The organism is Lentzea sp. CC55 (assembly GCF_021056325.1).
Taxonomy (GTDB): Bacteria; Actinomycetota; Actinomycetes; order Mycobacteriales; family Pseudonocardiaceae; genus Lentzea; species Lentzea jiangxiensis.
Genome location: NZ_JAJCXE010000011.1, coordinates 96,572 through 117,497, shown reverse-complemented (window position 1 = coordinate 117,497; position 20,926 = coordinate 96,572). Strand labels below are relative to the sequence as shown.

General features: G+C 69.5%; 21 protein-coding genes, 1 tRNA gene, 1 pseudogene and 2 riboswitches. Of the genes and pseudogenes, 16 read left to right on the top strand and 7 right to left on the bottom strand.

Annotation, left to right across the window (positions count from 1 at the left end; translation table 11 throughout):
- The first annotated feature begins 2 nt into the window (after positions 1 to 2).
- The 3 genes from L6E10_RS07705 (at position 3) to glyA (ending at position 3,018) form a co-directional block, all read left to right on the top strand.
- Entirely contained in the window at positions 3 to 305 is a 303-nt protein-coding gene (locus L6E10_RS07705) for a DUF3817 domain-containing protein (protein ID WP_090095721.1), read from the top strand.
- A 45-nt stretch (positions 306 to 350) separates the two neighbouring features.
- A riboswitch (glycine riboswitch) is annotated at positions 351 to 456 on the top strand.
- Positions 457 to 548: riboswitch (glycine riboswitch) on the top strand.
- A gap of 96 nt (positions 549 to 644) precedes the next feature.
- Positions 645 to 1,739: a glycine cleavage system aminomethyltransferase GcvT gene (gene gcvT, locus L6E10_RS07700; RefSeq protein ID WP_236218180.1), complete on the top strand. Its 1,095-nt coding sequence runs from the start codon at positions 645 to 647 to the stop codon at positions 1,737 to 1,739.
- Between the two features lie 13 nt (positions 1,740 to 1,752).
- Entirely contained in the window at positions 1,753 to 3,018 is a 1,266-nt protein-coding gene (glyA, locus tag L6E10_RS07695; protein WP_236218178.1) for a serine hydroxymethyltransferase, read from the top strand.
- Between the two features lie 807 nt (positions 3,019 to 3,825).
- Here glyA and L6E10_RS07690 read toward each other — a convergent pair.
- Positions 3,826 to 4,503 (bottom strand): hypothetical protein, encoded by a 678-nt coding sequence (locus L6E10_RS07690; RefSeq protein WP_236218176.1) that lies wholly within the window; start codon positions 4,501 to 4,503, stop codon positions 3,826 to 3,828.
- Between the two features lie 153 nt (positions 4,504 to 4,656).
- Here L6E10_RS07690 and L6E10_RS07685 point away from each other — a divergent pair, with 153 nt between their 5' ends.
- The 5 genes and pseudogenes from L6E10_RS07685 to L6E10_RS07670 all read left to right on the top strand — a co-directional run bounded on the left by L6E10_RS07685 (position 4,657) and on the right by L6E10_RS07670 (position 8,819).
- On the top strand, positions 4,657 to 4,896 hold the full coding sequence (locus L6E10_RS07685; protein ID WP_236218174.1) for a hypothetical protein: 240 nt from the start codon (positions 4,657 to 4,659) through the stop codon (positions 4,894 to 4,896).
- Positions 4,782 to 5,069, top strand: a pseudogene (locus L6E10_RS40710) (hypothetical protein); the annotation flags it as partial. The gene L6E10_RS07685 and the pseudogene L6E10_RS40710, both read left to right, overlap by 115 nt.
- Before the next feature lie 91 nt (positions 5,070 to 5,160).
- On the top strand, positions 5,161 to 5,880 hold the full coding sequence (locus L6E10_RS07680) for a class I SAM-dependent methyltransferase (RefSeq protein WP_374236068.1): 720 nt from the start codon (positions 5,161 to 5,163) through the stop codon (positions 5,878 to 5,880).
- Complete coding sequence (locus L6E10_RS07675) at positions 5,877 to 6,650, top strand: DUF1295 domain-containing protein (RefSeq protein ID WP_236218172.1); 774 nt, start codon at positions 5,877 to 5,879, stop codon at positions 6,648 to 6,650. Before L6E10_RS07680 ends, L6E10_RS07675 begins: the two co-directional genes overlap by 4 nt.
- A 120-nt stretch (positions 6,651 to 6,770) precedes the next feature.
- Positions 6,771 to 8,819 (top strand): S9 family peptidase, encoded by a 2,049-nt coding sequence (locus L6E10_RS07670; RefSeq protein ID WP_236218170.1) that lies wholly within the window; start codon positions 6,771 to 6,773, stop codon positions 8,817 to 8,819.
- 60 nt (positions 8,820 to 8,879) lie between these two features.
- Here the strand turns inward: L6E10_RS07670 and L6E10_RS07665 are convergent, their stop codons facing one another.
- From L6E10_RS07665 to L6E10_RS07650, 4 genes are all read right to left on the bottom strand, one after another.
- The gene (locus L6E10_RS07665) at positions 8,880 to 9,695 is read right to left on the bottom strand and encodes a spermidine synthase (protein WP_236218419.1); all 816 of its coding nucleotides are present in this window, start codon (positions 9,693 to 9,695) and stop codon (positions 8,880 to 8,882) included.
- Positions 9,696 to 9,724: 29 nt separating this feature from the next.
- Complete coding sequence (gene speD, locus L6E10_RS07660; protein WP_030466682.1) at positions 9,725 to 10,120, bottom strand: adenosylmethionine decarboxylase; 396 nt, start codon at positions 10,118 to 10,120, stop codon at positions 9,725 to 9,727.
- Between the two features lie 33 nt (positions 10,121 to 10,153).
- The gene (locus tag L6E10_RS07655) at positions 10,154 to 11,320 is read right to left on the bottom strand and encodes a type III PLP-dependent enzyme (protein WP_236218168.1); all 1,167 of its coding nucleotides are present in this window, start codon (positions 11,318 to 11,320) and stop codon (positions 10,154 to 10,156) included.
- A gap of 107 nt (positions 11,321 to 11,427) precedes the next feature.
- Positions 11,428 to 12,612: a metallophosphoesterase gene (locus L6E10_RS07650; RefSeq protein ID WP_308102681.1), complete on the bottom strand. Its 1,185-nt coding sequence runs from the start codon at positions 12,610 to 12,612 to the stop codon at positions 11,428 to 11,430.
- A 150-nt stretch (positions 12,613 to 12,762) separates the two neighbouring features.
- Between L6E10_RS07650 and L6E10_RS07645 the strand changes: the two genes are divergently transcribed.
- Both L6E10_RS07645 and pabB read left to right on the top strand, forming a co-directional pair.
- A complete protein-coding gene (locus tag L6E10_RS07645; RefSeq protein ID WP_236218166.1) occupies positions 12,763 to 13,905 on the top strand; it encodes a sigma factor in 1,143 nt (380 codons plus the stop codon).
- Positions 13,836 to 15,821: an aminodeoxychorismate synthase component I gene (pabB, locus tag L6E10_RS07640; protein ID WP_236218164.1), complete on the top strand. Its 1,986-nt coding sequence runs from the start codon at positions 13,836 to 13,838 to the stop codon at positions 15,819 to 15,821. The genes L6E10_RS07645 and pabB overlap by 70 nt, the downstream gene beginning before the upstream one ends.
- Positions 15,822 to 15,919: 98 nt before the next feature.
- Here pabB and L6E10_RS07635 read toward each other — a convergent pair whose 3' ends face one another.
- Positions 15,920 to 16,261: an Lsr2 family protein gene (locus tag L6E10_RS07635; RefSeq protein ID WP_030466676.1), complete on the bottom strand. Its 342-nt coding sequence runs from the start codon at positions 16,259 to 16,261 to the stop codon at positions 15,920 to 15,922.
- Positions 16,262 to 16,586: 325 nt separating this feature from the next.
- Between L6E10_RS07635 and L6E10_RS07630 the strand changes: the two genes are divergently transcribed.
- The 5 genes from L6E10_RS07630 to L6E10_RS07610 all read left to right on the top strand — a co-directional run bounded on the left by L6E10_RS07630 (position 16,587) and on the right by L6E10_RS07610 (position 19,449).
- Positions 16,587 to 16,868: a metal-sensitive transcriptional regulator gene (locus tag L6E10_RS07630; RefSeq protein WP_090095729.1), complete on the top strand. Its 282-nt coding sequence runs from the start codon at positions 16,587 to 16,589 to the stop codon at positions 16,866 to 16,868.
- 50 nt (positions 16,869 to 16,918) lie between these two features.
- Positions 16,919 to 16,992, top strand: a tRNA-Leu gene (locus tag L6E10_RS07625).
- A 266-nt stretch (positions 16,993 to 17,258) separates the two neighbouring features.
- Positions 17,259 to 18,170, top strand: coding sequence for a cellulose binding domain-containing protein (locus L6E10_RS40705; RefSeq protein ID WP_236218162.1), 912 nt, complete (start codon positions 17,259 to 17,261; stop codon positions 18,168 to 18,170).
- A 77-nt stretch (positions 18,171 to 18,247) separates the two neighbouring features.
- Positions 18,248 to 18,862, top strand: a complete 615-nt coding sequence (locus L6E10_RS07615; RefSeq protein ID WP_236218160.1) for a ClpP family protease — start codon at positions 18,248 to 18,250, stop codon at positions 18,860 to 18,862.
- A complete protein-coding gene (locus tag L6E10_RS07610) occupies positions 18,859 to 19,449 on the top strand; it encodes a ClpP family protease (protein WP_236218158.1) in 591 nt (196 codons plus the stop codon). Before L6E10_RS07615 ends, L6E10_RS07610 begins: the two co-directional genes overlap by 4 nt.
- 194 nt (positions 19,450 to 19,643) lie before the next feature.
- Here L6E10_RS07610 and L6E10_RS07605 read toward each other — a convergent pair whose 3' ends face one another.
- Positions 19,644 to 20,015, bottom strand: a complete 372-nt coding sequence (locus L6E10_RS07605; protein WP_236218156.1) for a helix-turn-helix domain-containing protein — start codon at positions 20,013 to 20,015, stop codon at positions 19,644 to 19,646.
- Between the two features lie 111 nt (positions 20,016 to 20,126).
- Here L6E10_RS07605 and L6E10_RS07600 point away from each other — a divergent pair, with 111 nt between their 5' ends.
- Complete coding sequence (locus L6E10_RS07600; protein WP_236218154.1) at positions 20,127 to 20,918, top strand: SDR family oxidoreductase; 792 nt, start codon at positions 20,127 to 20,129, stop codon at positions 20,916 to 20,918.
- The last annotated feature ends 8 nt before the right edge of the window (positions 20,919 to 20,926 follow it).

The window sequence follows — 20,926 nt, the reverse complement described above, 5'->3', positions numbered from 1 at the left end:
AGATGAAGGGTGCGTTGACCCGGTTCAGGGTCATGGCTTACGTGGTCGGTGTCTTCCTGCTGCTCCTGGTCGTGGCGATGGTGCTCAAGTACGCCGCGGACATGGACGGCGCGATGAAGGTCGTCGGCCCGGTCCACGGCTTCCTCTACGCCATCTACCTGGTGCTTTCCGTCGACCTGGCGCTGAAGCTGCGCTGGTCGATCAAGGGCACGGCGCTCGTGCTGATCGCCGGCACGATCCCGTTCCTGTCGTTCTGGGCGGAGCGCAAGGTGGTCGAGAAGACGGCGCAGGGCGTGCCGCTGTGACGTTCGGCCTGCTAGCGTCTGGGGCAACCAACTGAACACGGCCGTCGATGTCGCGCGGGAGAGCTCCACCGCTACCGGTTTCCGGAGCGGGGAGCGCCGAAGGAGCAACTCCTCCCCGGAATCTCTCAGGTCCCCGTACCGCGCGACGAAGGCAACTCTGGAAAGCAGGCTCGTCAGCAGCCTCGCCCACGGTGCAAGCCACTCCGGTGGTGAAGCTCTCAGGCTCATGACAGAGGGGGAGGCTCTCTCGGACGAGGAGTCTCTGATGGACCGTGTCATTCTTCTGTTGCCTCAGCCGGCCTGGTCCGGCTCTTCGGCGCACCCTCAAGGAGCGTTCTGATGTCCCGCCTCACGCCTCTGAACGCCGAGCACGAGCAGCTCGGCGCGATGTTCACCGACTTCGCGGGCTGGCGGATGCCGCTGCGCTACTCGTCCGAGCTCGCCGAGCACCACGCGGTGCGCACCTCGGCGGGCCTGTTCGACCTCACGCACATGGGTGAGATCGTCCTGACCGGACCGCAGGCGGGCGAGGCGCTCGACTACGCGCTCGTCGGCCACATCTCCGCGCTGGCCGTCGGCAAGGCGCGCTACACGATGATCACCCAGGCCGACGGCGGCGTGATCGACGACCTGATCGTGTACCGCCTGGGCGACGAGGAGTTCATGGTCGTCGCGAACGCCTCCAACGCCGCGGTTGTGGCCGACGCGCTGGTGGAGCGCGCGGCCGGGTTCGACACCGCCGTCGCGGACAGGTCGACCGACTACGCGCTGATCGCGGTCCAGGGTCCGAAGTCCGTCGAGATCCTCGCCGGCCTGACCGACACCGACCTCGCGACGGTGAAGTACTACGCCTCGTACCCGTCGACCGTCGCGGGCGTCCCGGCACTGCTCGCGCGCACCGGCTACACCGGAGAGGAGGGCTTCGAGCTGTTCGTCACCCCGGCCGACGCCCCCGCCGTGTGGGCCGCGCTGCTGGAGGCGGGCCAGCCGCACGAGCTCAAGCCGTGCGGGCTCGGCTGCCGCGACACGCTGCGCCTCGAAGCCGGGATGCCGTTGTACGGCAACGAGCTCACCACGTCGCTGACGCCCTACAACGCGAACCTCGGCCGCGTCGTGAAGCTGGACAAGCCGGGCGACTTCGTGGGCCGCGACGCCCTCGCGAAGGTGGCGGAGTCCGGTGTGGACTCGGTCCTGGTCGGACTGAAGACCCCCGAACGGCGCGCCCCGCGCCACGGCTACGCGGTGCTGAACGGCGACGAGGTCGTCGGCGAGGTCACCTCGGGCGCCCTGTCCCCGACCCTCGGCTACTCGGTCGCGATGGCCTACGTGACCCGTGCGAGCTCCGAGCCGGGCACCTCACTGCTGGTGGACGTCCGCGGCAAGAAGCAGCCGGTCGAGGTCGTCGCACTTCCGTTCTACAAGCGCGCCAAGTAGGGAGATCCTCCAGATGTCCGACCAGTTCAACGCCTCCCTCGCGGAGTACGACCCCGAGGTTGCCGAGGCCGTAGCGGCCGAGCTGGCGCGCCAGCAGGGCACCCTCGAGATGATCGCCTCGGAGAACTTCACGCCGGTCTCCGTGCTGCAGGCCCAGGGCTCCGTGCTCACCAACAAGTACGCCGAGGGCTACCCCGGCCGCCGCTACTACGGCGGCTGCGAGCACGTCGACGTCGTCGAGCGCCTCGCCATCGAGCGCATCAAGTCGCTCTTCGGCGCCGGCTTCGCGAACGTCCAGCCGCACTCGGGCGCCCAGGCCAACGCGGCCGCCATGTTCGCGCTCCTGCAGCCCGGCGACACGATCCTCGGCCTGGACCTCGCGCACGGCGGCCACCTGACGCACGGCATGCGCATCAACTTCTCCGGCAAGCTCTACAACGTCGTGCCGTACCACGTCTCCGACGAAGACGGCCGCGTCGACATGGCCGAGGTCGAGCGCCTGGCCACCGAGCACCGCCCGAAGCTGATCGTGGCCGGCTGGTCCGCCTACCCGCGCCAGCTGGACTTCGCCGAGTTCCGCCGCATCGCGGACTCGGTCGAGGCGTACCTGATGGTCGACATGGCGCACTTCGCGGGCCTCGTGGCCGCGGGCCTGCACCCGTCGCCCGTGCCGCACGCGCACGTGACCACGACGACCACGCACAAGACCCTCGGCGGCCCCCGCGGCGGCGTGATCCTGTCGAACGACGCCGACATCGCCAAGAAGATCAACTCGGCGGTGTTCCCCGGCCAGCAGGGCGGCCCGCTGGAGCACGTGATCGCGGCCAAGGCCGTGGCGTTCAAGCACGCCGCCTCGCCGGAGTTCGCCGACCGGCAGCGCCGCACGCTCGAGGGCGCCCGGATCCTGGCCGACCGGCTGTCGCAGGCCGACGTCGCGGCCGCCGGCGTGAAGGTGCTCACCGGGGGGACCGACGTCCACCTGGTCCTCGTCGACCTGGTCTCGTCCGAGCTGGACGGCAAGCAGGCCGAGGACGTGCTGCACCGGATCGGCATCACGGTGAACCGCAACGCCGTCCCGAACGACCCGCGTCCGCCGATGGTGACGTCCGGCCTGCGGATCGGAACGCCGGCGCTGGCCACCCGCGGCTTCGGCGAGGTGGACTTCGCCGAGGTGGCCGACGTGATCGCCGAGGCCTTGAAGCCCGGAGCGGCAGTGGAGGAGCTGCGGGCCCGGGTCGAGGTCCTGGCGGCCAAGCACCCGCTGTACTCGTCGCTCTGATCTTCTGATCTTGTCGGACCCTCTGAGTAGCGTTTGGGCTCAGGGGGTCCTTCTTTTGGGGGGACGCCTGCGGTCGCTTGCGGTCGCTTGCGGTTCTGGGGTTGGCGTGGGTTTGTTGTCCGCAGGTGGGTGCGGGTGGCTGCACCTGTGCCGGTTCCGATTGCCGCCCGTTCCGGGGTGGTCTGGGTGGCCGGTGGCGGCATCGGCTTGCGTGCTTCCCCCTGAGGGCTCTGCCCTCAGACTCCCGGCACTCCCAAAGGAGCCGGTCCAACGCCGCTCGCGGGTTGATGGCACGCCTGTTGCGCCGGGCGGCTTGCTGTTGAGCAGGTGCTTGCGGTTGCGGTGGTGGCTCCCCCGCCCAGCGCCCACGAGGCAGCCACACCCGGGAGGAGGTGTCAAACGGACGAAAAGCGTGTCCGTTTGACACCTCCTCCCGCGCGCGGCCACGGCATCGGAGCGCTAGACGGGGGAGCCACCACCGCGGGGCGCTTCTTGGCTGGCTCGGCTTCGCCATCGCTGCTGCTCGCCTTCGGCTTCGCGGATGCCTCGCCTTCGCCGTCGGGACTGCTTGCCTGCGGCCTCGCGTGGCTGCTTGCGTGCCCCGTGCCCCGTGCCCCGTGCCCCGTGCCCCGTGCCCCGTGCTCTGCACCCCGGCGGTGTACGACGAAGGGCGCCGCCTCTGTGGCGACGCCCTTCGCGACCCGGAGCGAGAACGACGGGAACCCCGGCCCCTTCCCCAGGGCCGGGGTGTCACCGTGTCAGGGTGTTGTGTGTCTCAGATGGACCGTCCTAACGGGAGTGTGTGGGTTACGCGGCGGGGGCCGTGACGCCGGGGGGCAGGCACTCCACGTTGCGCTTGCCGTCGGGCTGGATCACGAACCAGGTTCCGCCGACGCCCTGACCCTTCCAGGCGCCCGGCTTCGGGTCCTGCGAGTAGGCGTAGAGCGCCCAGCCGTCGATCGCGACCTGCTTCTTGCCGTCGGCGCGGGTGATCAGCGAGACGAGCTTCGGGTCGATGCCCTCGACCTGGGGAACCGTGTCCGACAGGAGCGGCGGCCAGGTCACCGCGCACTGGTTGTTGCAGTTCGACTTGCCTTCCGGCTTCGGGGTGTCCTTGTCGAAGCGGTACATCGTGCGGCCGTCGCCGTCCTGGACCACGAGGCCCATCTTGTCGACGGGCTTGCCGACCAGCTTCAGCGAGCTGACCGGGGCGGCTGCAGGGGGCTGCGCCGCGGGCTGTGCGGCCGGGGTTTCCGGGGCCTGCTGCTGGACAGGGGTCTCGGGTGCCGCAGCGGGCTCCTGGAGTACCGGGGGCTGACCCACGTCGCCGTAGTCACCGAGGACGCCCAGGTCGGTTTCGGTCTGTGCCACCGGCTTGGAGTTGTTCGAGCCACTGCCCGTGGCGCTCCAGACACCCAGACCCAGCACAACTGCCAGTCCCGCGGCGAGCCCGATGGCAATGCGGTTACGTCGGATCACACTCATGTCCTCCTTGTCCATCCGTTCGCTCTATCGAGGCCATACGGGCGGGGTTGCGTCTCGGTTCAGAAACGAACCGAACCTCCTCGTCTCCCGAACGTCCGGCGGAGCCGGGTCGTGCGGGAGGTGCAGGGTGGTCGTCGCTGGTCAGCTGGCGGAATGGCCGAACGGGTGCTGGGTGCGCCGTTGCCGATCGGAATTCGCGCCTGGGACGGGAGCGTGGCCGGGCCGCAGGAGGGCACGGTGCTCGTGATCCGGTCGCGGGACGCGTTGCGGAGGCTCGTGTGGAGCCCGAACGAGCGCGGGCTCGCTCGCGCGTACGTGAGCGGGGAGCTCGACGTCGAAGGGAACTCGCGACCGGGCTCTCGCAGATCTGGGGGCTCGTGCGCCGGGGTGTGACCCGGCGGCCGCGGATCTCGGAGGTCGTGCGGCTCGCGGTGCTGTTGAAGGTGCTCGGGCCGAACCCGGACGCGCCGGAGGAGGAGGCGCGGCTGCGGGGTGCGCTGCACACCAAGAGCCGCGACCGGGCCGCGATCTCGCACCACTACGACCTGAGCAACGCGTTCTACCAGCTCGTGCTCGACCCGAGCATGGCCTACTCCTGCGGGTACTTCACGTCCGGGGACGAGTCCTCGAGCAGGCGCAGCACAAAAGCTCGACCTCGTGTGCCGCAAGCTCGGCCTGCGGCCGGGCATGCGCCTGCTCGACGTCGGGTGCGGGTGGGGTTCGATGATCATCCACGCGGCGAAGCACTACGGCGTGCACGCGACGGGTGTGACGATCTCCGCCCAGCAGCGCGCTCACATCCTCGGGCGGATCGAGGCCGAGGCGCTGCGGGACCGCGTCGAGGTGCGGCTGCAGGACTACCGGGAGGTGCGCGACAAGCCGTTCGACGCGATCTCCACGATCGAGATGGGGGAGCACGTCGGCGAGCGCAACTACCCCGAGTACGCCGCGACGCCGCACCGGCTGCTGAAGCCGGGGGGCCGCCTGCTGCTGCAGCAGATGTCGCGCGGGCGGAACGCGCCGGGTGGCGGTGCGTTCATCGAGTCGTACGTCGCACCGGACATGCACATGCGGCCCGTCAGCCAGACGACCGGCTTCCTCGAAGGCGCCGGCCTGGAGATCCGCGACGTGCACGCGCTGCGCGAGCACCACGTGTGGACGGTGCGCGCGTGGGCGGAGACGCTCGAGGAGCGGTGGGACGAGGTCGTCGCGCTGGTCGGTGAGGGGCAGGCGCGGGTCTGGCGGCTGTACCTGGCGGGCGGCGCGCTGACGTTCGAGGAGGGACGGATGGGCGTCGACCAGGTCCTCGCGGTGCGCCGGAGCGGGAGGGGACGCAGCGGCATGCCGCGCGTCCGCCGTGAACTGGTCGCCCGATGAGCTTCCTGATCACGTTCACAGCGGTCGTCCTGCTGCTGAGCGCCCTGTTCTTCTACGCGGACTCGCGCAAGCGCTACGACCTGATCGACTCCGTGTGGGGTCCCGGGTTCGCCGTGCTCGCGGTGCTGACGCTGGTGTTCGCGGAGGGCGAACCTATTCGGCAGTGGATCATCACCGTGCTCACCGCGGTGTGGGGGCTGCGCCTGGGAGCGCACATCCACTCGCGGAACCGCGGGAAGGGCGAGGACCCGCGCTACCAGGAAATCCTGAGGCGCGCCAAGGGAAATCCGCGCCTGAAGATGTACCGGGTCTACCTCCTGCAGGCCCTGCTCATGTGGGTCGTGTCGCTGCCCGTCCAGGCCGCGCAGCACCTTTCCGCTCCGCTCGGGGTGCTAGATTGGGTGGGCACTGGCGTGTGGTTGGTCGGCTTCGTCTTCGAGGCCGTGGGTGACTGGCAGCTCTCCCGGTTCCGCGCGGACCCGGCGAACGAGGGTGCCGTGATGGACCGCGGTTTGTGGCGCTATACAAGGCATCCGAACTACTTCGGCGACTCCGTGGTGTGGTGGGGCCTGTACCTGTTCGCGTTGCGCTCGTGGGTCGCCGCGCTCACGATCATCGGTCCGGTGGTCATGACGTGGCTGCTCGCGAAGGGCAGCAGCAAACCGTTGCCGGAGAAGGACACCGTGTCCCGCCGGCCTGGTTGTGCCGAGTACGTCCGGCGCACCAGCGGCTTCGTTCCGCTGCTCCCGGGGAAGAGCCGGGTGGGGTAGCCGGGTGGCGGGTGCGAGCGCCTGCGACCGTGTGCCGCAACCCCCTCGGGGGTCTGGATCGCGCCAGGCAGTGCACGTCACAGCGCCCGTGCCGGCGGCGTGTGCGGGTTAGGGTGGGTCGTGGGCAACGACATCTCCTTCCCGCGCCAACAGGCGCGCACCCAGCGGTTCACCGTCGGCGCACCGAGGACCTTCGCGGTGTCGGCGGACGGCGCACGCGTCTTCTTCCTGCGCCCGGCCACGGCCACGAGCCGTGCGAACGGGCTCTGGGAGCTCAACACCTCCACCGGCGTCGAGCGGCTGCTCGCCGATCCGGCGGCGCTGCTGACCGACCCGGAGGACCTGCCGGCCGAGGAGAAGGCGCGCCGGGAGCGCACGCGTGAGTCCGGCGCGGGCATCGTCGGGTACGCGCTGTCCCAGGACGCCTCGGTGGCCTCGTTCGCGCTGTCCGGGCGGCTGTTCGTGGCCGACCTGGTCAACGGCGCCGTCCGGGAGCTGCCCACCGGGGGTGGCGTCATCGACCCGCGGGTCGACCCGACCGGGGAGCGCGTGGCCTACGTCACGCGCGGCACGTTGCGGGTCGTCGAGCTGGTGTCGGGCGAGGACTACGCCGTCGCCGTGCCGGACGGCGAGGACGTGACGTTCGGGCTGGCGGAGTTCATCGCGGCCGAGGAGATGTCGCGCTACCGCGGCTACTGGTGGGAACCGGGAGGCAAGCGCCTCATCGCGGCGCGGGTGAACAACGCGCCCGTGCAGCGCTGGTACATCGCCGATCCGGCGAACCCCGGCACCGCCGCCACCGAGATCGCCTACCCGGCGGCGGGCACGGCCAACGCCACCGTGTCGCTGCAGGTGGTGTCGCTGGACGGCACGTTCGTGCCGGTGCTGCTGGAGTTCGACTACCTCAACGACGTGCACTGGTCGTCCGGTGGTGCTCCGCTGATCACGACGCAGACGCGTGACCAGCGCACTCGCCGGATCCACGCGCTGACGCCCGACACCGGCGCCGTCACCGAGCTCGCGGTCGAGACCGACCCGGTGTGGCTCGAGGTCAGCGACGGCGCTCCCGCCTGGACTCCGGACGGCCGCCTCGTGCGGATCGTGGGGGAGGGCGACGAGTACGCGCTGAAGGTCGGCGACGCGGTCCTCACCTCCGGGCTGCAGGTGCGCCGGGTGCTTGACATCGCCGAGGACTCGGTCCTGGTCGCCGCGTCCGCCGACGACCCGACGCAGGTGCACGTCTACTCGGTGGGCGAGACTGTCGAGCAGGTGTCCACTGAGGACGGTGTGCACTCCGCGATCCGCGGTGGCGACACGGTTGTGCTCGTTTCGGCCACTGTGGACAGGTTCGGCGCGCGCGTCCGGGTGGGCGACCACGAGATCGAGTCGTGGGCGGACACGCCGGTGATCAAGGCGTCCCCGCGGATGCTGACGCTGGGCGAGCGCGGGATCCGGGCCGCGCTGCTGCTGCCGTCCGGTCACGTGCCGGGCACGAAGCTGCCGGTGCTGATGGACCCGTACGGCGGCCCGCACGCGCAGCGCGTGCTGGCGTCGCAGAACGCCTTCCTGGCCTCGCAGTGGCTGGCGGACCAGGGGTTCGCGGTCATCGTCGCGGACGGCCGCGGCACGCCGGGGCGCGGCCTCGCCTGGGAGCGCGAGATCGCGTTCGACTTCGCCGGCGTCACGCTCGACGACCAGGTGGACGCGCTGCACGCGGCCGCGGAGGTCGAACCCGACCTCGACCTCACCCGCGTGGCGATCCGGGGCTGGTCCTACGGCGGCTACCTCAGCGCGCTGGCCGTCCTGCGCCGACCGGACGTCTTCCACGCGGGCATCGCGGGCGCCCCGGTCACCGACTGGCGCCTCTACGACACCCACTACACCGAGCGCTACCTGGGCCACCCGGACGAGAAGCCCGAGGTCTACGACTCCAACTCGCTCATCGCCGACGCGGACAAGCTCTCCCGCCCGCTGATGATCATCCACGGCCTGGCCGACGACAACGTGGTGGCGGCCCACACCTTGCGCCTCTCCAGCGCGCTGCTGGCCGCCGGTCGCCCGCACACCGTGCTGCCCCTCTCGGGCGTCACGCACATGACCCCGCAGGAACAGGTGGCGGAGAACCTGCTGCTCCTGCAGGTCGAGTTCCTCAAGCAGTCCCTGGCCTGAGCAAGCGGAAGGGGCGCCTCCCGCGAACGGGAAGCGCCCCTTCCGGAAAAACCCGGACCGTCAGGCCAGCGACTGCCGCAACCGGTAGGGCGGGATGCTGTTGCCCACCAGCGCCAGGTCGTCGATCGTCTCCGGCTCGTACCCGGCCGTCTTCAGGCGCTCGACCATGAGAGCGGTCGGGTCCTCGACGACGTCCGCGCGGCCGAACAGGTACGCCCACTCGTGCTCGTCCGAGCCGTAGTACGCGACCGTGTCGAACACCTCGTTGAACCGCTGCCAGGAGCGGATCAGCGTGGTGTTGCGCCACATCGTCTGGCAACCGGACTGGTTGACGACGACACCGCCGGGACGCAGCAGGGCCTTGCACATGCGCAGGAAGTCGGCGCCGTACAAGCGGTTGTGCTGCGCCTCCTCCTCACGCTCGTCGGGCAGGTCCACCAGCACGATGTCGTACTTCTCCGACGTCGTGCGGATGTACTCGAACCCGTCGATGTACTGCACGCGGATCGGGCCGTCGCCCTTCTCCGCGGCGGCCAGCTCCTCGACCGTGTAGCCGTACGGGAGGTGCTCCGCGCACAGTTTCACGGCCTGCTCGTCGATGTCGATGTGGTCGACCACCGAAGCACCGTGCTGAACGGCCATCTGGCACACGACGCCCTCGGAGGAGCCGATGACCAGCACGCGCTCGACGGTGTCGGCCAGCAGCAGCGCCGGCACCATCAGGGCCTCGTGGTAGGTCAGCTGGCTGAACTCCGTCGACTGGCGGTCGTCGTCGCAGAACAGCGACAACCCCTGGGCCGTACGGGCGATCACGAGGTGCTGGAAGTCGGTTTTGGTGTCGACCACCACCTCGTCCACGCGCCAGTGGCGGGTCATGCCCTCGGCGAGTGGCTCGTTGATGACGTTCACGCGGCGTGCTCCTTGATGCCACGAGTGACGAGATCCGTGCTCACGTGAGCGGCGCCCAGTGCGTCAGCGAGTAGCTGCACGGCGAGCGCGGGTTTCGCACGAGTACCGCAGGTGAACACGTCGACGAACACCGAACCCACTTCCGGGTAGGTGTGGATCGAGGCATGGGATTCCGACAGCAAAGCCAGCACGGTGACTCCTTGGGGATCGAACTTCTTGGAGATCACCTCCAGCACAGTTGCGTCGGCCTGCGTGAGAACCTCACCGAGGGCGTGTCGCAGGAACTGCTCGTCGTCGAGCAGATCGGCACTCACACCCGAAAGCTCTGCAAGTACGTGCTGTCCCGCGAACAAACCGACGGTCTCCTCGGTCTGACAGGGCGCTTCGGACATCAATCACTCCAAACTATGTGAATTGCGACGGACTCAGATGCAGTACGTGGCCAGCGGCGGGAAGCCGTTGAAGCACACGGACGAATAGGAGGAGGTGTAGGCGCCCGCGTGGAGGATGTCCACGTGGTCGCCCGCCTGCAGGTCGAGCGGCAGGTCGTAGCGGGTGTGCTGGTAGATCACGTCGTCCGCGTCGCACGTCGGACCCGCCAGCACGATCGGGCCGGTCTCGCCGCCGTCGCGCGAGGTCCGCAGCCGGTACGCGATCGCCTCGCCCTCCGTCTCGGCGAGGCCTTGGTAGCGGCCGATGTCGAGGTAGACCCAGCGGCGCTCGTCCGAATAGGACTTCCGCGACACGAGCACGACCGACGACCGGATCATCCCGGCCTCGGCGGAGATCGCCCGGCCGGGCTCGATCATCACGCGGGGACGCGCGGCACCGAAGTGCCGGGCGAGCGAAGCCTCGATGGCGGAGGCGAAGGACTCGAGCGACGGCGTGGAGGCCTGGTACACGGCCGGGAGACCGCCGCCCAGGTTGACCGTCGTCGTCTCGATGCCCTCGGCGCGCAGCTTCGCGGCGATCAGGGCGGCGTCGGCGATGCCGGAGTCCCAGCCCTCCACGGAGAGCTGCTGCGAGCCCGCGTGGAACGCGACGCCGAGAGGAACGAGTCCCAACTCGTGCGCGAGCCGCAAGAGATCCGTCGCCATCTCCGGATCGCAACCGAACTTGTTGCCGAACGGGTACGTGGAACCCTTGCTGTGGACGAGAATCCGCACCAGCACGGCCGAGCCCGGCGCGTGAGCTGCTACGAATCGGACGTCCTGCTCGCTGTCCGACACGAACATCCGCACGCCGCGCGAGTGGGCGTACGCGATGTCAGCGGCCTTCTTGATGGGGTTGCTGTACGAGATCGACGACGGCGCGGCGCCGCGCGCCAGGCACAGGTCGATCTCCGCGGGCGATGCCACGTCGAAGTGCGCACCCTCGGCGACCAGCGTGCCGACCACGTCGGACTCGGGGTTCGACTTGACCGCGTAGTAGATGTCGACGGACGGCAGTGCGGTGCGGATCGCCTGGTAGCGGCCGCGAATCGTCTCGAGGTCGATCACCAGACACGGTGTCGACGGGTTCTCCTGGTCCAGGAAACGCCGAATACGAGCCTCTGCCTCGGTGCGCCGATGAACGGCGAAGCTCTCGGTCATTTCCCCAGGGTTCCCCCTTCATCCGCCTGCGTTCCGTACGCGGGCACGGCCGACCACTCTACGGCCTTGACACCGCAATCGCGCAATCCCGTGGAGCTGAGTGTGATTTAGCCAGCAGAACGAAGTTCGATCATCGTGATGTCCGGCGGGGCCCCGACGCGCACCGGCGGGCCCCAGAAACCCGCACCACGACTGGTGTAGAGCCACGTGTCGTCCACCTTCGACAGCCCTGCCGTGCTGGGTTGCTGCAACGGCACAAGGAAGTTGAACGGCACCATCTGTCCGCCGTGTGTATGGCCGGACAACTGGAGATCGACGCCGTGTGAAGAGGCGTCACCGACCAGCACGGGCTGGTGTGACAACAGGACTACGGGGTTGTTGCGGTCCCGTCCGGCCAGTGCCCGGTCGAAGTCCGGCCCGTCGCCGTACGACTTGCCGGTGACGTCGTTCACACCCACGACCTCGATGCCGCCGGCGACCGTCAACCCCTCGTTGCGCAACGGGTTCACGCCGAGCCTGTCGAGCTCCGCGATCCACTGCTCGTGACCGGAGAAGTACTCGTGGTTGCCCGTCACGAAGAAGCTGCCGTGCTTCGAGACGAGGTCCCGCAACGGTGCGGCGGCCTCGCCCAGTTCGGCGACGGAGCCGTCGACCAGGTCGCCGACGATCGCGACGAGGTCGGCCTCCTGCTCGTTGATCATCCGCACGATCCGTTCGGTGTGCGAACGCCCGAGCAACGGCCCGAGGTGGATGTCGCTCACGACCGCGATGCGGAAGCCCGACAGCGACGACTTGAGCTTGCCGAGTGACACGGGGACGTTCAGCATCCTCGGGTCGCCCAGCGCCTCGGTCATGCCGTAGCCGACGATGCCGCCCGCGGCGAGGCCGGAGCCGATCGCGACGGAGCGCGAGATGAACAGCCGCCGCGACGGGTCCGGCACGACCTCGACCGGTTCGACGGCCTCGGCGCCGGTGCCGACGGCGACCGGCGCGGCGGTCGCCCGCCTGAGCAGGACCCGGCGCGGCACCTCGGCGATCCCGAGCACGATCACCAGGTAGAACAGCACCGCGAGCCAGACGAACCCCGGCCAGGCGAAGAACTTCCCGTACTCCGGCGGCACCCTCCGCGTCACGACCAGGGCGCTTATCAGCAGCAGGAACGCGCCGACGATGGCCAGCCCGCCGACGCGGCGCCCGAGCGTGCGCGGGAGCGTTGTGTCCACGACCAGCCGACGCCACAGGTAGAGGTGACCGAGCGCGGTCGGAACTCCGAGGAGCAACAGGAAAATCACGACATCAGTATGCTTTTCCCTCTCGCGTGGGCGACCTTCGGGGAAGCGCGCTCACGTTCGGCACGCGCACCGTCACAACCGGTGCGACCCCTTCCCCGCTTCGGCGAAAATCGCCGGCGAACCCGTGCAACCCGCCAGGCCCCAGGTGGCGTGACCAACCCGGCACCGCAGAAGCGGGACCTGATGAGTGACCGGGACGCCGCGTTCCAGGAGTACTTCGCGGCCCGTTCCGACGTCATGCGCGGCACGGCATACCTGCTGTGCGGTGACTGGCATCGCGCGGAAGACCTCGTGCAACAGGCGTTCACGAAGCTGTACCTGGTGTGGCGCCGGATCGAACGGCACGAGGCGCTGGACGCTTACACCAGGCAGGTCCTGGTGCGGACGTTCCTGTCCGAGCGGCGGCGCGGGTGGTTCCGGTTCGAGTCGGCCAGTGACGACTTCGCCGACTCGGTCGCTCCCGCGGGCGTCCACGTCGAGGAGCGGATGGTGCTGCTGGAGGCGCTGGCGAAGGGTGCCGGGCAGGTCCTGCCCTCGTCGGTCTGGGGGCTGGAGTGGCCGGTCGGCCAGACCGACCGCACGGCCACGAACGGGCCGCAGGCGGACAGGGCGCAGAAGCTGCTCGGGGAGCTGAAGGGCGCCGTGCCGGCAGGGTACGACGCGCCCCAGCTCCGCTACCAGGACTGGCGCTACAACGGCGGGGACATGCAGCGCACCCGGGGCCAGGTCGCGTCCGACCGCGGCGTGACCCCGGAGGTCTGGCAGTACACGGCCCAGACACCGGTGCGCGAGAACGGCCGGGTGGGCTGGCTGCTCGCCGAGGTGTCCACGCCGAACCGGGCGCTGCCCGCCGAGCCCTGCGCGCTGGCCAGGACGTTCTGGGGCATGGGCGGGGAGTGCGCGGTGGTGCTCGTCGACGGTCTGGAGGTCGGCGTCGTGCAGCGCAACACCAGCGGCCGCGACCAGTTCGACAAGTGGGCGACCTACCGCGCCCGGGACGGGCAGGTCGTGACGATCGCGCAGGACGACAGCTACGAGGGCGGTGGCTACCCGGAGGCTCGACGTGCCGGTGTTCACCGAGCGGCAGCTGGCCGAGCTGGCGACCGATCCCCGGTTCCGGGTCGGCGGCTGACCGCGCTCGCGCGCTGGAGGGCGGTCACGGCTGTGGCCGCCCTCTCTCGTTGCTCCTATCGGGTGTTTTGCCAGGTAGAGTGCCGTTCGCAATGCGGACTCTGCTCATCGACAACTACGACTCGTTCACGTTCAACCTCTTCCAGCACCTGGCCGAGGTGAACGGCGCCGAGCCCGTGGTCGTCCACAACGACGACCCGCGCTTCCGGCTTGCCTCGCTCCGGTCGTTCGACAACGTGGTGATCTCGCCCGGTCCCGGCCGGCCCGGCAACCCCGCCGACTTCGGCGTCTGCCGCGCGGTGGTCGAGCACGCCGAGATCCCGTTGCTCGGCGTGTGCCTGGGCCATCAGGGGCTGTGCCTGTCTTACGGCGCTGTCGTGGGGCCCGCGCCCGTGCCGCGTCATGGAATCGTTTCGCCGGTTGTCCACACGGGCGTCGACGTGTTCGCGGGATTGCCGTCGCCGTTGAACGTCGTGCGCTACCACTCGTTGGCCGTCACGGACCTGCCTCCCTCCCTGGAAGCGATCGCTTGGAGCGACGACTCCGTTCTCATGGGCGTGCGCGCGCTCGACCGGCCCGCGTGGGGCGTGCAGTTCCACCCCGAGTCGATCTGCACGGACTTCGGCCGCGAGATGCTCGCGAACTTCGCCGCGCTGACCCCGACGCGGACCGCCGCCGTCGCGGAGCCGCCGCTGGTCCGCGCGGAGGCTCAGAAGCGTCCTGTGCAACTGCGGAGGCTTGACGTCGCCGTGGACGCGGAGGAAGCCTTCGCGGCGCTGCACGGGGCGTCTGAGGCCGCGTTCTGGCTGGACAGCGGCACCCGCGGTCGCTTCTCCTTCCTGGGGGACGCGTCAGGGCCGCTCGCCCGCGTCGCGCAGTACTCCGTGCAGGACCACGTGCTCACGCTTGACGGCGAACGGCAGCACTGCCCGTCCTTCTTCTCGTGGCTGGACGACGACCTCTCGCAGTGGGGCGTCGAGCAGCCCGACGTGCCCTTCGACTTCGCCCTGGGCTGGGTCGGCTACCTCGGCTACGAACTGAAGGCCGAGTGCGGCGGCGACTTCGCGCACCGCGCCGAACAGCCGGACGCGTCGTTCGTGTTCGCGGACCGCGCCGTCGTCATCGACCACGAAGAAGATCACGTTTATTTGCTGTCGCTGACCGAGGACGACTGGTTCGACGAGGTTTCGGCGGTTCTGGCCGGTCTGTCGCCATTGGCCGAACCTTCCCGTCCCGCCGTGTCCGACGTGACGTTGCGACATCCGCGCGCGCACTACCTGAAGCTGATCGGCGCGTGCCAGGAAGCGATCACCGCGGGTGAGACGTACGAGGCGTGCCTGACGAACATGATGTCGTGGCGCGCCTCGCTCGACCCGTGGGACACATATCGGCTGCTTCGAGCCGCAAATCCCGTTCCGTTCGGCGCACTGCTGCGTTTCGGTGACCTCTCCGTGCTCAGCACGTCACCCGAACGATTTATCCGTGTGCAGCGCGATGGCGTCGTCGAGTCGTCGCCGATCAAGGGCACGCGACCTCGCGGTGTTGATGCGGCGGACGACGAGATGTTGCGCACGACGTTGGCGCGATCGGTCAAGGACCGCGCCGAGAACCTCATGATCGTGGACCTCGTCCGCAACGATCTCGGCACCTGCGCGGAAGTCGGTTCCGTCCAGGTGACGCGGTTGTTCGACGTCGAAACCTACTCGACCGTGCACCAATTGGTGAGCACCGTGCGGGCCCGGCTCCGGCCGGACAGTTCTGCCGTCCGATGTGTTCGGGCCGCGTTTCCCGGCGGTTCCATGACCGGTGCGCCGAAGATCCGGACCATGCAGATCCTCGACGGCTTGGAAGCCGGTCCACGCGGGGTGTACTCGGGAGCGCTCGGTTACTTCTCGCTCAACGGAGCAGCCGACTTCAGCATCGTCATCCGAACGCTGGTCGCGAACGGCGACCGGGTGACATTCGGTGTCGGGGGAGCGGTGATCTCGCTGTCCGACCCCGCCGAGGAATTCGAGGAGACAGCTGTCAAGGCCACTGCGGTGTCGCGCCTGTTCGGCGTGGACTTTCCAGGGCGTTGATCCCGCGTTCCGGGGATAGTGTGAACGAACCGGAACGCGGTTTAACACGTCGGCCGGCGGTCCGGCCGACGTGTGGAAACCTCGCTGGTTTCAGCAGGTCAGGAGGCGTGAGCTTCCTGGAACTGCACGACCAGGTTCTGCGGAATGCGACCGCGGTCCGAGATCTGGTGCCCCTGTGCGCGAGCCCAGTCGCGAATGCGCTGCGCCTCAGCCTTGTCGCTGGCCTTCACCGTCGACTTGCCGGTGCCCTTGCGCTGCTTGCGGCCACCCGCACGGCGAGCCTTGGCGACGAAGTCCGCCAGCGACTCACGAAGCCGCTCCGCATTTCCCTTCGACAGGTCGATGGCGTACTCGACACCGTCAAGTGCGAAGGTCACGGTCTCGTCGGCTTCTCCGCCGTCGAGGTCGTCGATGAGTTGGACGACGGTCTGCTGTGCCACTGTTCCTCCGTTGGGTACTCACATAGCACGCGGATCCTCGACGTAACCACGTGCTTCGACAACACCATAGTGCACATCGTGAAAAACGGCGAACCTTTCGCCGCTAAAATGTGACCCCAACCGCCCGGTCGGGGCATTTCCCCCGGTAAACCACACGGGTGTTATGGGTCCAAAATGTGCAGCTAGTCGTCTCACTTCGGCCCGTTGCTGGGCTTGCCGGACGCTTCCCCATTCCCGCTGACGGAGCAGCGTTGCACATAACGCACCCGCGTCGGGTGCGGGTATCCTCCACATACCCGCACGGGGTAGGGAAGGTCAGGAGCCGATGCACGGGTACACCGCGGACAAGGACGCATACCTCAAGCGACTGCGCCGCATCGAGGGACAGATCCGCGGTCTCCAGCGCATGGTCGAGAACGACGATTACTGCATCGACGTCCTCACCCAGATCTCCGCCGCCACGAAGGCCCTGCAAGCGGTCTCGCTCGGGTTGCTCGACGAGCACCTGAAGCATTGTGTGGCGCAGGCCGCGGCCGAAGGCGGAGCGGTGGCCGAGGAGAAGATCGCGGAGGCGTCGGCGGCGATCAGCCGCTTGGTCAAGTCGTAGGGACCCACGAGAAACCCGCTTGGGTGATCCGCTACAGTTCACCCTGCTACGCCCCCGTAGCCCAATCGGCAGAGGCAGCGGACTCAAAATCCGTCCAGTGTGCGTTCGAGTCGCACCGGGGGCACGATCTTCGGGCGAGGTGTGTCTGCGGAATGCGCAGACCATGCCTCGCCCGTGGTGTTTTCTGGGGGCCAAGCCCCCAGACCCCAGCCGGGGCGCTGCGCCCCCGAACCCCCGCCGCGGCCGTCGCTCCGCTCGGCCGATCACGCGATTCCACAGTGGAGTCGGATCTTCCGATTCCTTGGTGATCAAGGCCGAACGGTGGATGTGGTGGCGGGCGCGGGCCGCTACGGTCGTGCGGGATTCAACGATCGTGTGCGGGAGTCTTCGGTGGTCCGGAAGTCCTTGTCGCTTCTTCTCGTGCTGCTGGTGTGCGGGTGCACTGTGGAGAGTCAGTCGCGACCCGTGACGGCGCCGGTGCAGCTGCAGGTGCCCACGTTGGTCAACGACTCGCGTGGCGACGTGGCCGCGGTCGTTCGCGCGGTGGTGGACGGGCGGACCATCGAGCTCGACAGCGGGGAGCGGGTGCGGATCTCGCTGCTGGCCGCGCCGGCGGGGTGCTGGGCCGCGCAGGCCCGCGCGTTCGCCGAGAAGACGTTGGTGGGCAAGCCCGTTCGCGTCAGCGCTGTCACGCCGGGCGAGGTGAACGTCCGGCTGGAGGACGACACCGACTACGCGGCGCTCGCCGTTCGCGAGGGTGCGCTGAGGGCGCAGGACGCGGCCGGCTCGCTCTCCGACGCCGAACTCGGTGCCGCTCGCGCCGACCGCGGGCTGTGGGGAGCGCCGTGCAACGGCATGGACGTCGCACCCACCACGACCACGGTTCCGCCGTCTTCTCAGCCGGCCGAGCCCTCGACGTCGGTTGCGACCACCTCCGCGGCCGTGCCTTCGGTTCCGGTGACGACGACCGCGCCTCCCGCGCCGACCTGTTCGGTGGCCTACCGGGTCGACGAGCAGTGGCAGAGCGGGTTCCGGAGCAGGATCACGATCAGGAACACCGGTGCGGCGGCGATCGGCGGCTGGACGTTGCGGTGGTCGTTCGCCGACGGGCAGAGCGTGCGGGAGATGTGGGGCGCGACCGCGTCGCAGCGGGGAACGGCCGTCACCGCGACCAGCGTCGACCACACCAAGACCATTCCGGCGCGCGGTGAGGTGACGATCGGGTTCATCGGGGCCTTCCGCGACAGGAACACCGCGCCCTCGTCGTTCACGCTCGACGCGACGGCCTGCGCGACGAGCTGACCGCGCCTGCTGTGAGCTGATCTGCTCACGGCAGAGAAAGCGGCGCACCGGCGGGCGTGCCCGGCATCGTCGGTGCCATGACCAACAACGAGAAGATGTTCAGCCCAGGGCTGAGGGAGCGGTTCTTCGGTCAGCGCGTGCTGATCCTCGACGGCGCGCTCGACGACGACAACGGCACCGTGCTCGCGACCCAGATGCTGTCGCTGGCGAGCGAGGACCCGCGGCAGGACATCGCGCTGTGGATCAACTCGCCGGGCGGGTCGGTGCCCTCGATGCTGGCGATCCGCGACGTGATGCGGCTGGTGCCGTGCGACGTGGCGACGCTGGCGCTGGGTCTCGCGTGCAGCGCCGGCCAGTTCCTGCTCTCGGCGGGCACGCCGGGCAAGCGGTTCGCGTTGCCGCACGCGCGAATCCTGATGCACCAGGGAAGTGCGGGCATCGGCGGCTCGGCCGTCGAGGTCGAGGTGCAGGCCGACGACCTGCGCCACACCAGGGACACGGTGCTCGGGCTCATCGCGGAGGACACCGGCCAGCCGTTCGACCGCATCTTCACCGACTCGCTGCACGACCGCTGGTTCACCACGGAACAGGCGCGCGAGTACGGCTTCATCGACCACGTGGTCAGCGACCTCGGCCAGGTCGTGCCCGTCCGCATGCACAAGCTGGGACTTCACTCGGGAGCCGTCGCATGAGCAGCTACACCATCCCCAACGTCATCACGCGCGACGCCCGCGGTGAGCGGGTCATGGACGTCTACTCGCACCTGCTGTCCGAGCGGATCGTCTACCTCGGCACGGGAATCGACTCCGGCGTGGCCAACGCGCTGATCGCGCAGCTGTTCCACCTGGAGGCGGACAACCCGGACCTGGAGATCAACCTCTACATCAACTGCGAGGGCGGGGACCCCGCCGCGATGCTCGCCCTGTACGACACCATGCGGTACATCAAGGCGCCCGTCGCCACCACGTGCGTCGGGCAGGCGGTGGCGGTGGGAGCGGTGCTGCTGGCGGCGGGGGCCGAGGGACGGCGATCGGTGCTGCCGCATTCGCGGGTGGTGCTGCACCAGCCCGCCGCGCAGGGGCGGGGGACCATCCCGGACCTCATCCTCGCGGCGGACGAGGTGGTGCGGGTGCGGGCGCAGATGGAGAACATCCTGGCCCGGCACACCGGGCGGGGCGTGGAGGAGTTGCGGCACGACACCGATCGGGACCGGGTCTTCGACGCTGCCGGGGCGGTGGAGTACGGGCTGGCCGACCGGGTGCTGGACCAGCGGGCCTGAGCGGCTTCGAAGTGCGCGGGTCGGGGACGGGAAGCGCCCGGCCGTGCCTTGTGGGGAGCAGCCCGCCTCCCGAGGTGGAACCCGAATCGCCGCGTCTGCGCCGACCGCTGCCCGGCGTCGGGTTCGGACGGCTCGCACGCCAGGCCGAGTCGCGCCGCGGCCTTCCCGGTGCGGGGTGAGAAGCCCGGCGTCGGTCAGGCGGCCATCGCCACCGGGCCCGAGGGGCGGCCCGTCGGGCGCGAGGTCTGGAAGTGCCCGCCGGCCCGGAGGGGGCTGGCGGAGTGGAGGTTGCGGACCTGACCGGCGATTCCGATCAGCAGGTCGGCCAGGTCGACGCCCAGCGCCCCCGCCACGGCGGCGATCATCTCGCTCGAGGGTTCCTTGCGGCCCCGTTCGATCTCGGACAGGTACTGCACCGAGATCCCGGCCCGTTCGGCCACGTCGACCAGGCGGTCGCCCCGTTCTTCCCGGGTCTCGCGCAGCTTGCGGCCCAGGGCCTCGCGCCACAGCGGTTCGGGGCGCGGTGAAGGACCGGGCTTGCGGTTGAAGTCCAGGATCTCCGCCATGTCGTCATCGTGACAGCACCCCGGCGACCCCGAAGGGCGGTTCTGCTACCAGCAGAAGCGACAGGAAAAGACAGGTTGGCATCGACTGCCAGCCTGGCGTACGGTGACGCCATGGGAGTCGACTTCGGGAAGCAGACGGTGCTGGTCACCGGCGCCAGTTCGGGCATCGGCGCGGAGTTCGCGCGGCAGCTGGCGGCGCGCGGGTCGGGGCTGGTGCTGGTCGCGCGCAGGAAGGACCGGCTGGAGGAGCTGGCCGGGCAGGTGCGCGCGGCGCACGGCGTGCAGGTGCACGTGGTGGCGGCGGACCTCGCCCAGCCCGGGATCGGGCAGCGGCTGGCCGAGGAGGTCGCCGGGTTCGGTGTCACGAGCGTCGTCAACAACGCCGGGTTCGCGAACTTCGGGCCGTTCCACGAGGAGGACCCGGAGCGGTTGCGGCAGGAGGTCGCGGTCGACGTCAACGCCGTCGTCGAGATCAGCCGGGCGTTCATCGGACCGTTGCGCGCCCATGGTCACGGCTTCCTCGTCAACGTCGCGAGCATGGCGGCCTACCAGGCGTCGCCGTGGGCTTCGGTCTACGGCGCGGCGAAGGCGTTCGTCGTGAGCTTCACCGAAGGGCTGTGGGTGGAGTCGCGGGGGACCGGGTTGCGGGTCGTGGTGCTGTCGCCCGGTGCGACGCGGACCGAGTTCTTCGACGTCGCGGGCAGCGAGGAGATGGCGGGCGGGACCAGGATGCAGACGGCCGGCGAGGTGGTCGCGAGCGCCATGCGCGCGTTGGAGCGGCGGACCACGCCCGTCGGTGTCATCTCGGGCAGGATGAACCGGTTCCTGGCGTTCGCGTCACGCCACCTGACCTCGCGCGCCTTCGGCGCTCGGATGATCGGGCGCATGGTCCGACGCGGTTAGAGTGGGCG

What these genes read in the sequence shown, in the direction of transcription:
- L6E10_RS07705 (WP_090095721.1), top strand. Translation starts at nt 3, where the DNA reads ATGAAGGGTGCGTTGACCCGGTTCAGGGTCATGGCTTACGTGGTCGGT.
- gcvT (WP_236218180.1), top strand. Translation starts at nt 645, where the DNA reads ATGTCCCGCCTCACGCCTCTGAACGCCGAGCACGAGCAGCTCGGCGCG.
- glyA (WP_236218178.1), top strand. Translation starts at nt 1,753, where the DNA reads ATGTCCGACCAGTTCAACGCCTCCCTCGCGGAGTACGACCCCGAGGTT.
- L6E10_RS07690 (WP_236218176.1), bottom strand. Translation starts at nt 4,503, where the DNA reads ATGAGTGTGATCCGACGTAACCGCATTGCCATCGGGCTCGCCGCGGGA.
- L6E10_RS07685 (WP_236218174.1), top strand. Translation starts at nt 4,657, where the DNA reads ATGGCCGAACGGGTGCTGGGTGCGCCGTTGCCGATCGGAATTCGCGCC.
- L6E10_RS07675 (WP_236218172.1), top strand. Translation starts at nt 5,877, where the DNA reads ATGAGCTTCCTGATCACGTTCACAGCGGTCGTCCTGCTGCTGAGCGCC.
- L6E10_RS07665 (WP_236218419.1), bottom strand. Translation starts at nt 9,695, where the DNA reads ATGACCCGCCACTGGCGCGTGGACGAGGTGGTGGTCGACACCAAAACC.
- speD (WP_030466682.1), bottom strand. Translation starts at nt 10,120, where the DNA reads ATGTCCGAAGCGCCCTGTCAGACCGAGGAGACCGTCGGTTTGTTCGCG.
- L6E10_RS07655 (WP_236218168.1), bottom strand. Translation starts at nt 11,320, where the DNA reads ATGACCGAGAGCTTCGCCGTTCATCGGCGCACCGAGGCAGAGGCTCGT.
- pabB (WP_236218164.1), top strand. Translation starts at nt 13,836, where the DNA reads ATGCGGACTCTGCTCATCGACAACTACGACTCGTTCACGTTCAACCTC.
- L6E10_RS07630 (WP_090095729.1), top strand. Translation starts at nt 16,587, where the DNA reads ATGCACGGGTACACCGCGGACAAGGACGCATACCTCAAGCGACTGCGC.
- L6E10_RS07615 (WP_236218160.1), top strand. Translation starts at nt 18,248, where the DNA reads ATGACCAACAACGAGAAGATGTTCAGCCCAGGGCTGAGGGAGCGGTTC.
- L6E10_RS07610 (WP_236218158.1), top strand. Translation starts at nt 18,859, where the DNA reads ATGAGCAGCTACACCATCCCCAACGTCATCACGCGCGACGCCCGCGGT.
- L6E10_RS07605 (WP_236218156.1), bottom strand. Translation starts at nt 20,015, where the DNA reads ATGGCGGAGATCCTGGACTTCAACCGCAAGCCCGGTCCTTCACCGCGC.
- L6E10_RS07600 (WP_236218154.1), top strand. Translation starts at nt 20,127, where the DNA reads ATGGGAGTCGACTTCGGGAAGCAGACGGTGCTGGTCACCGGCGCCAGT.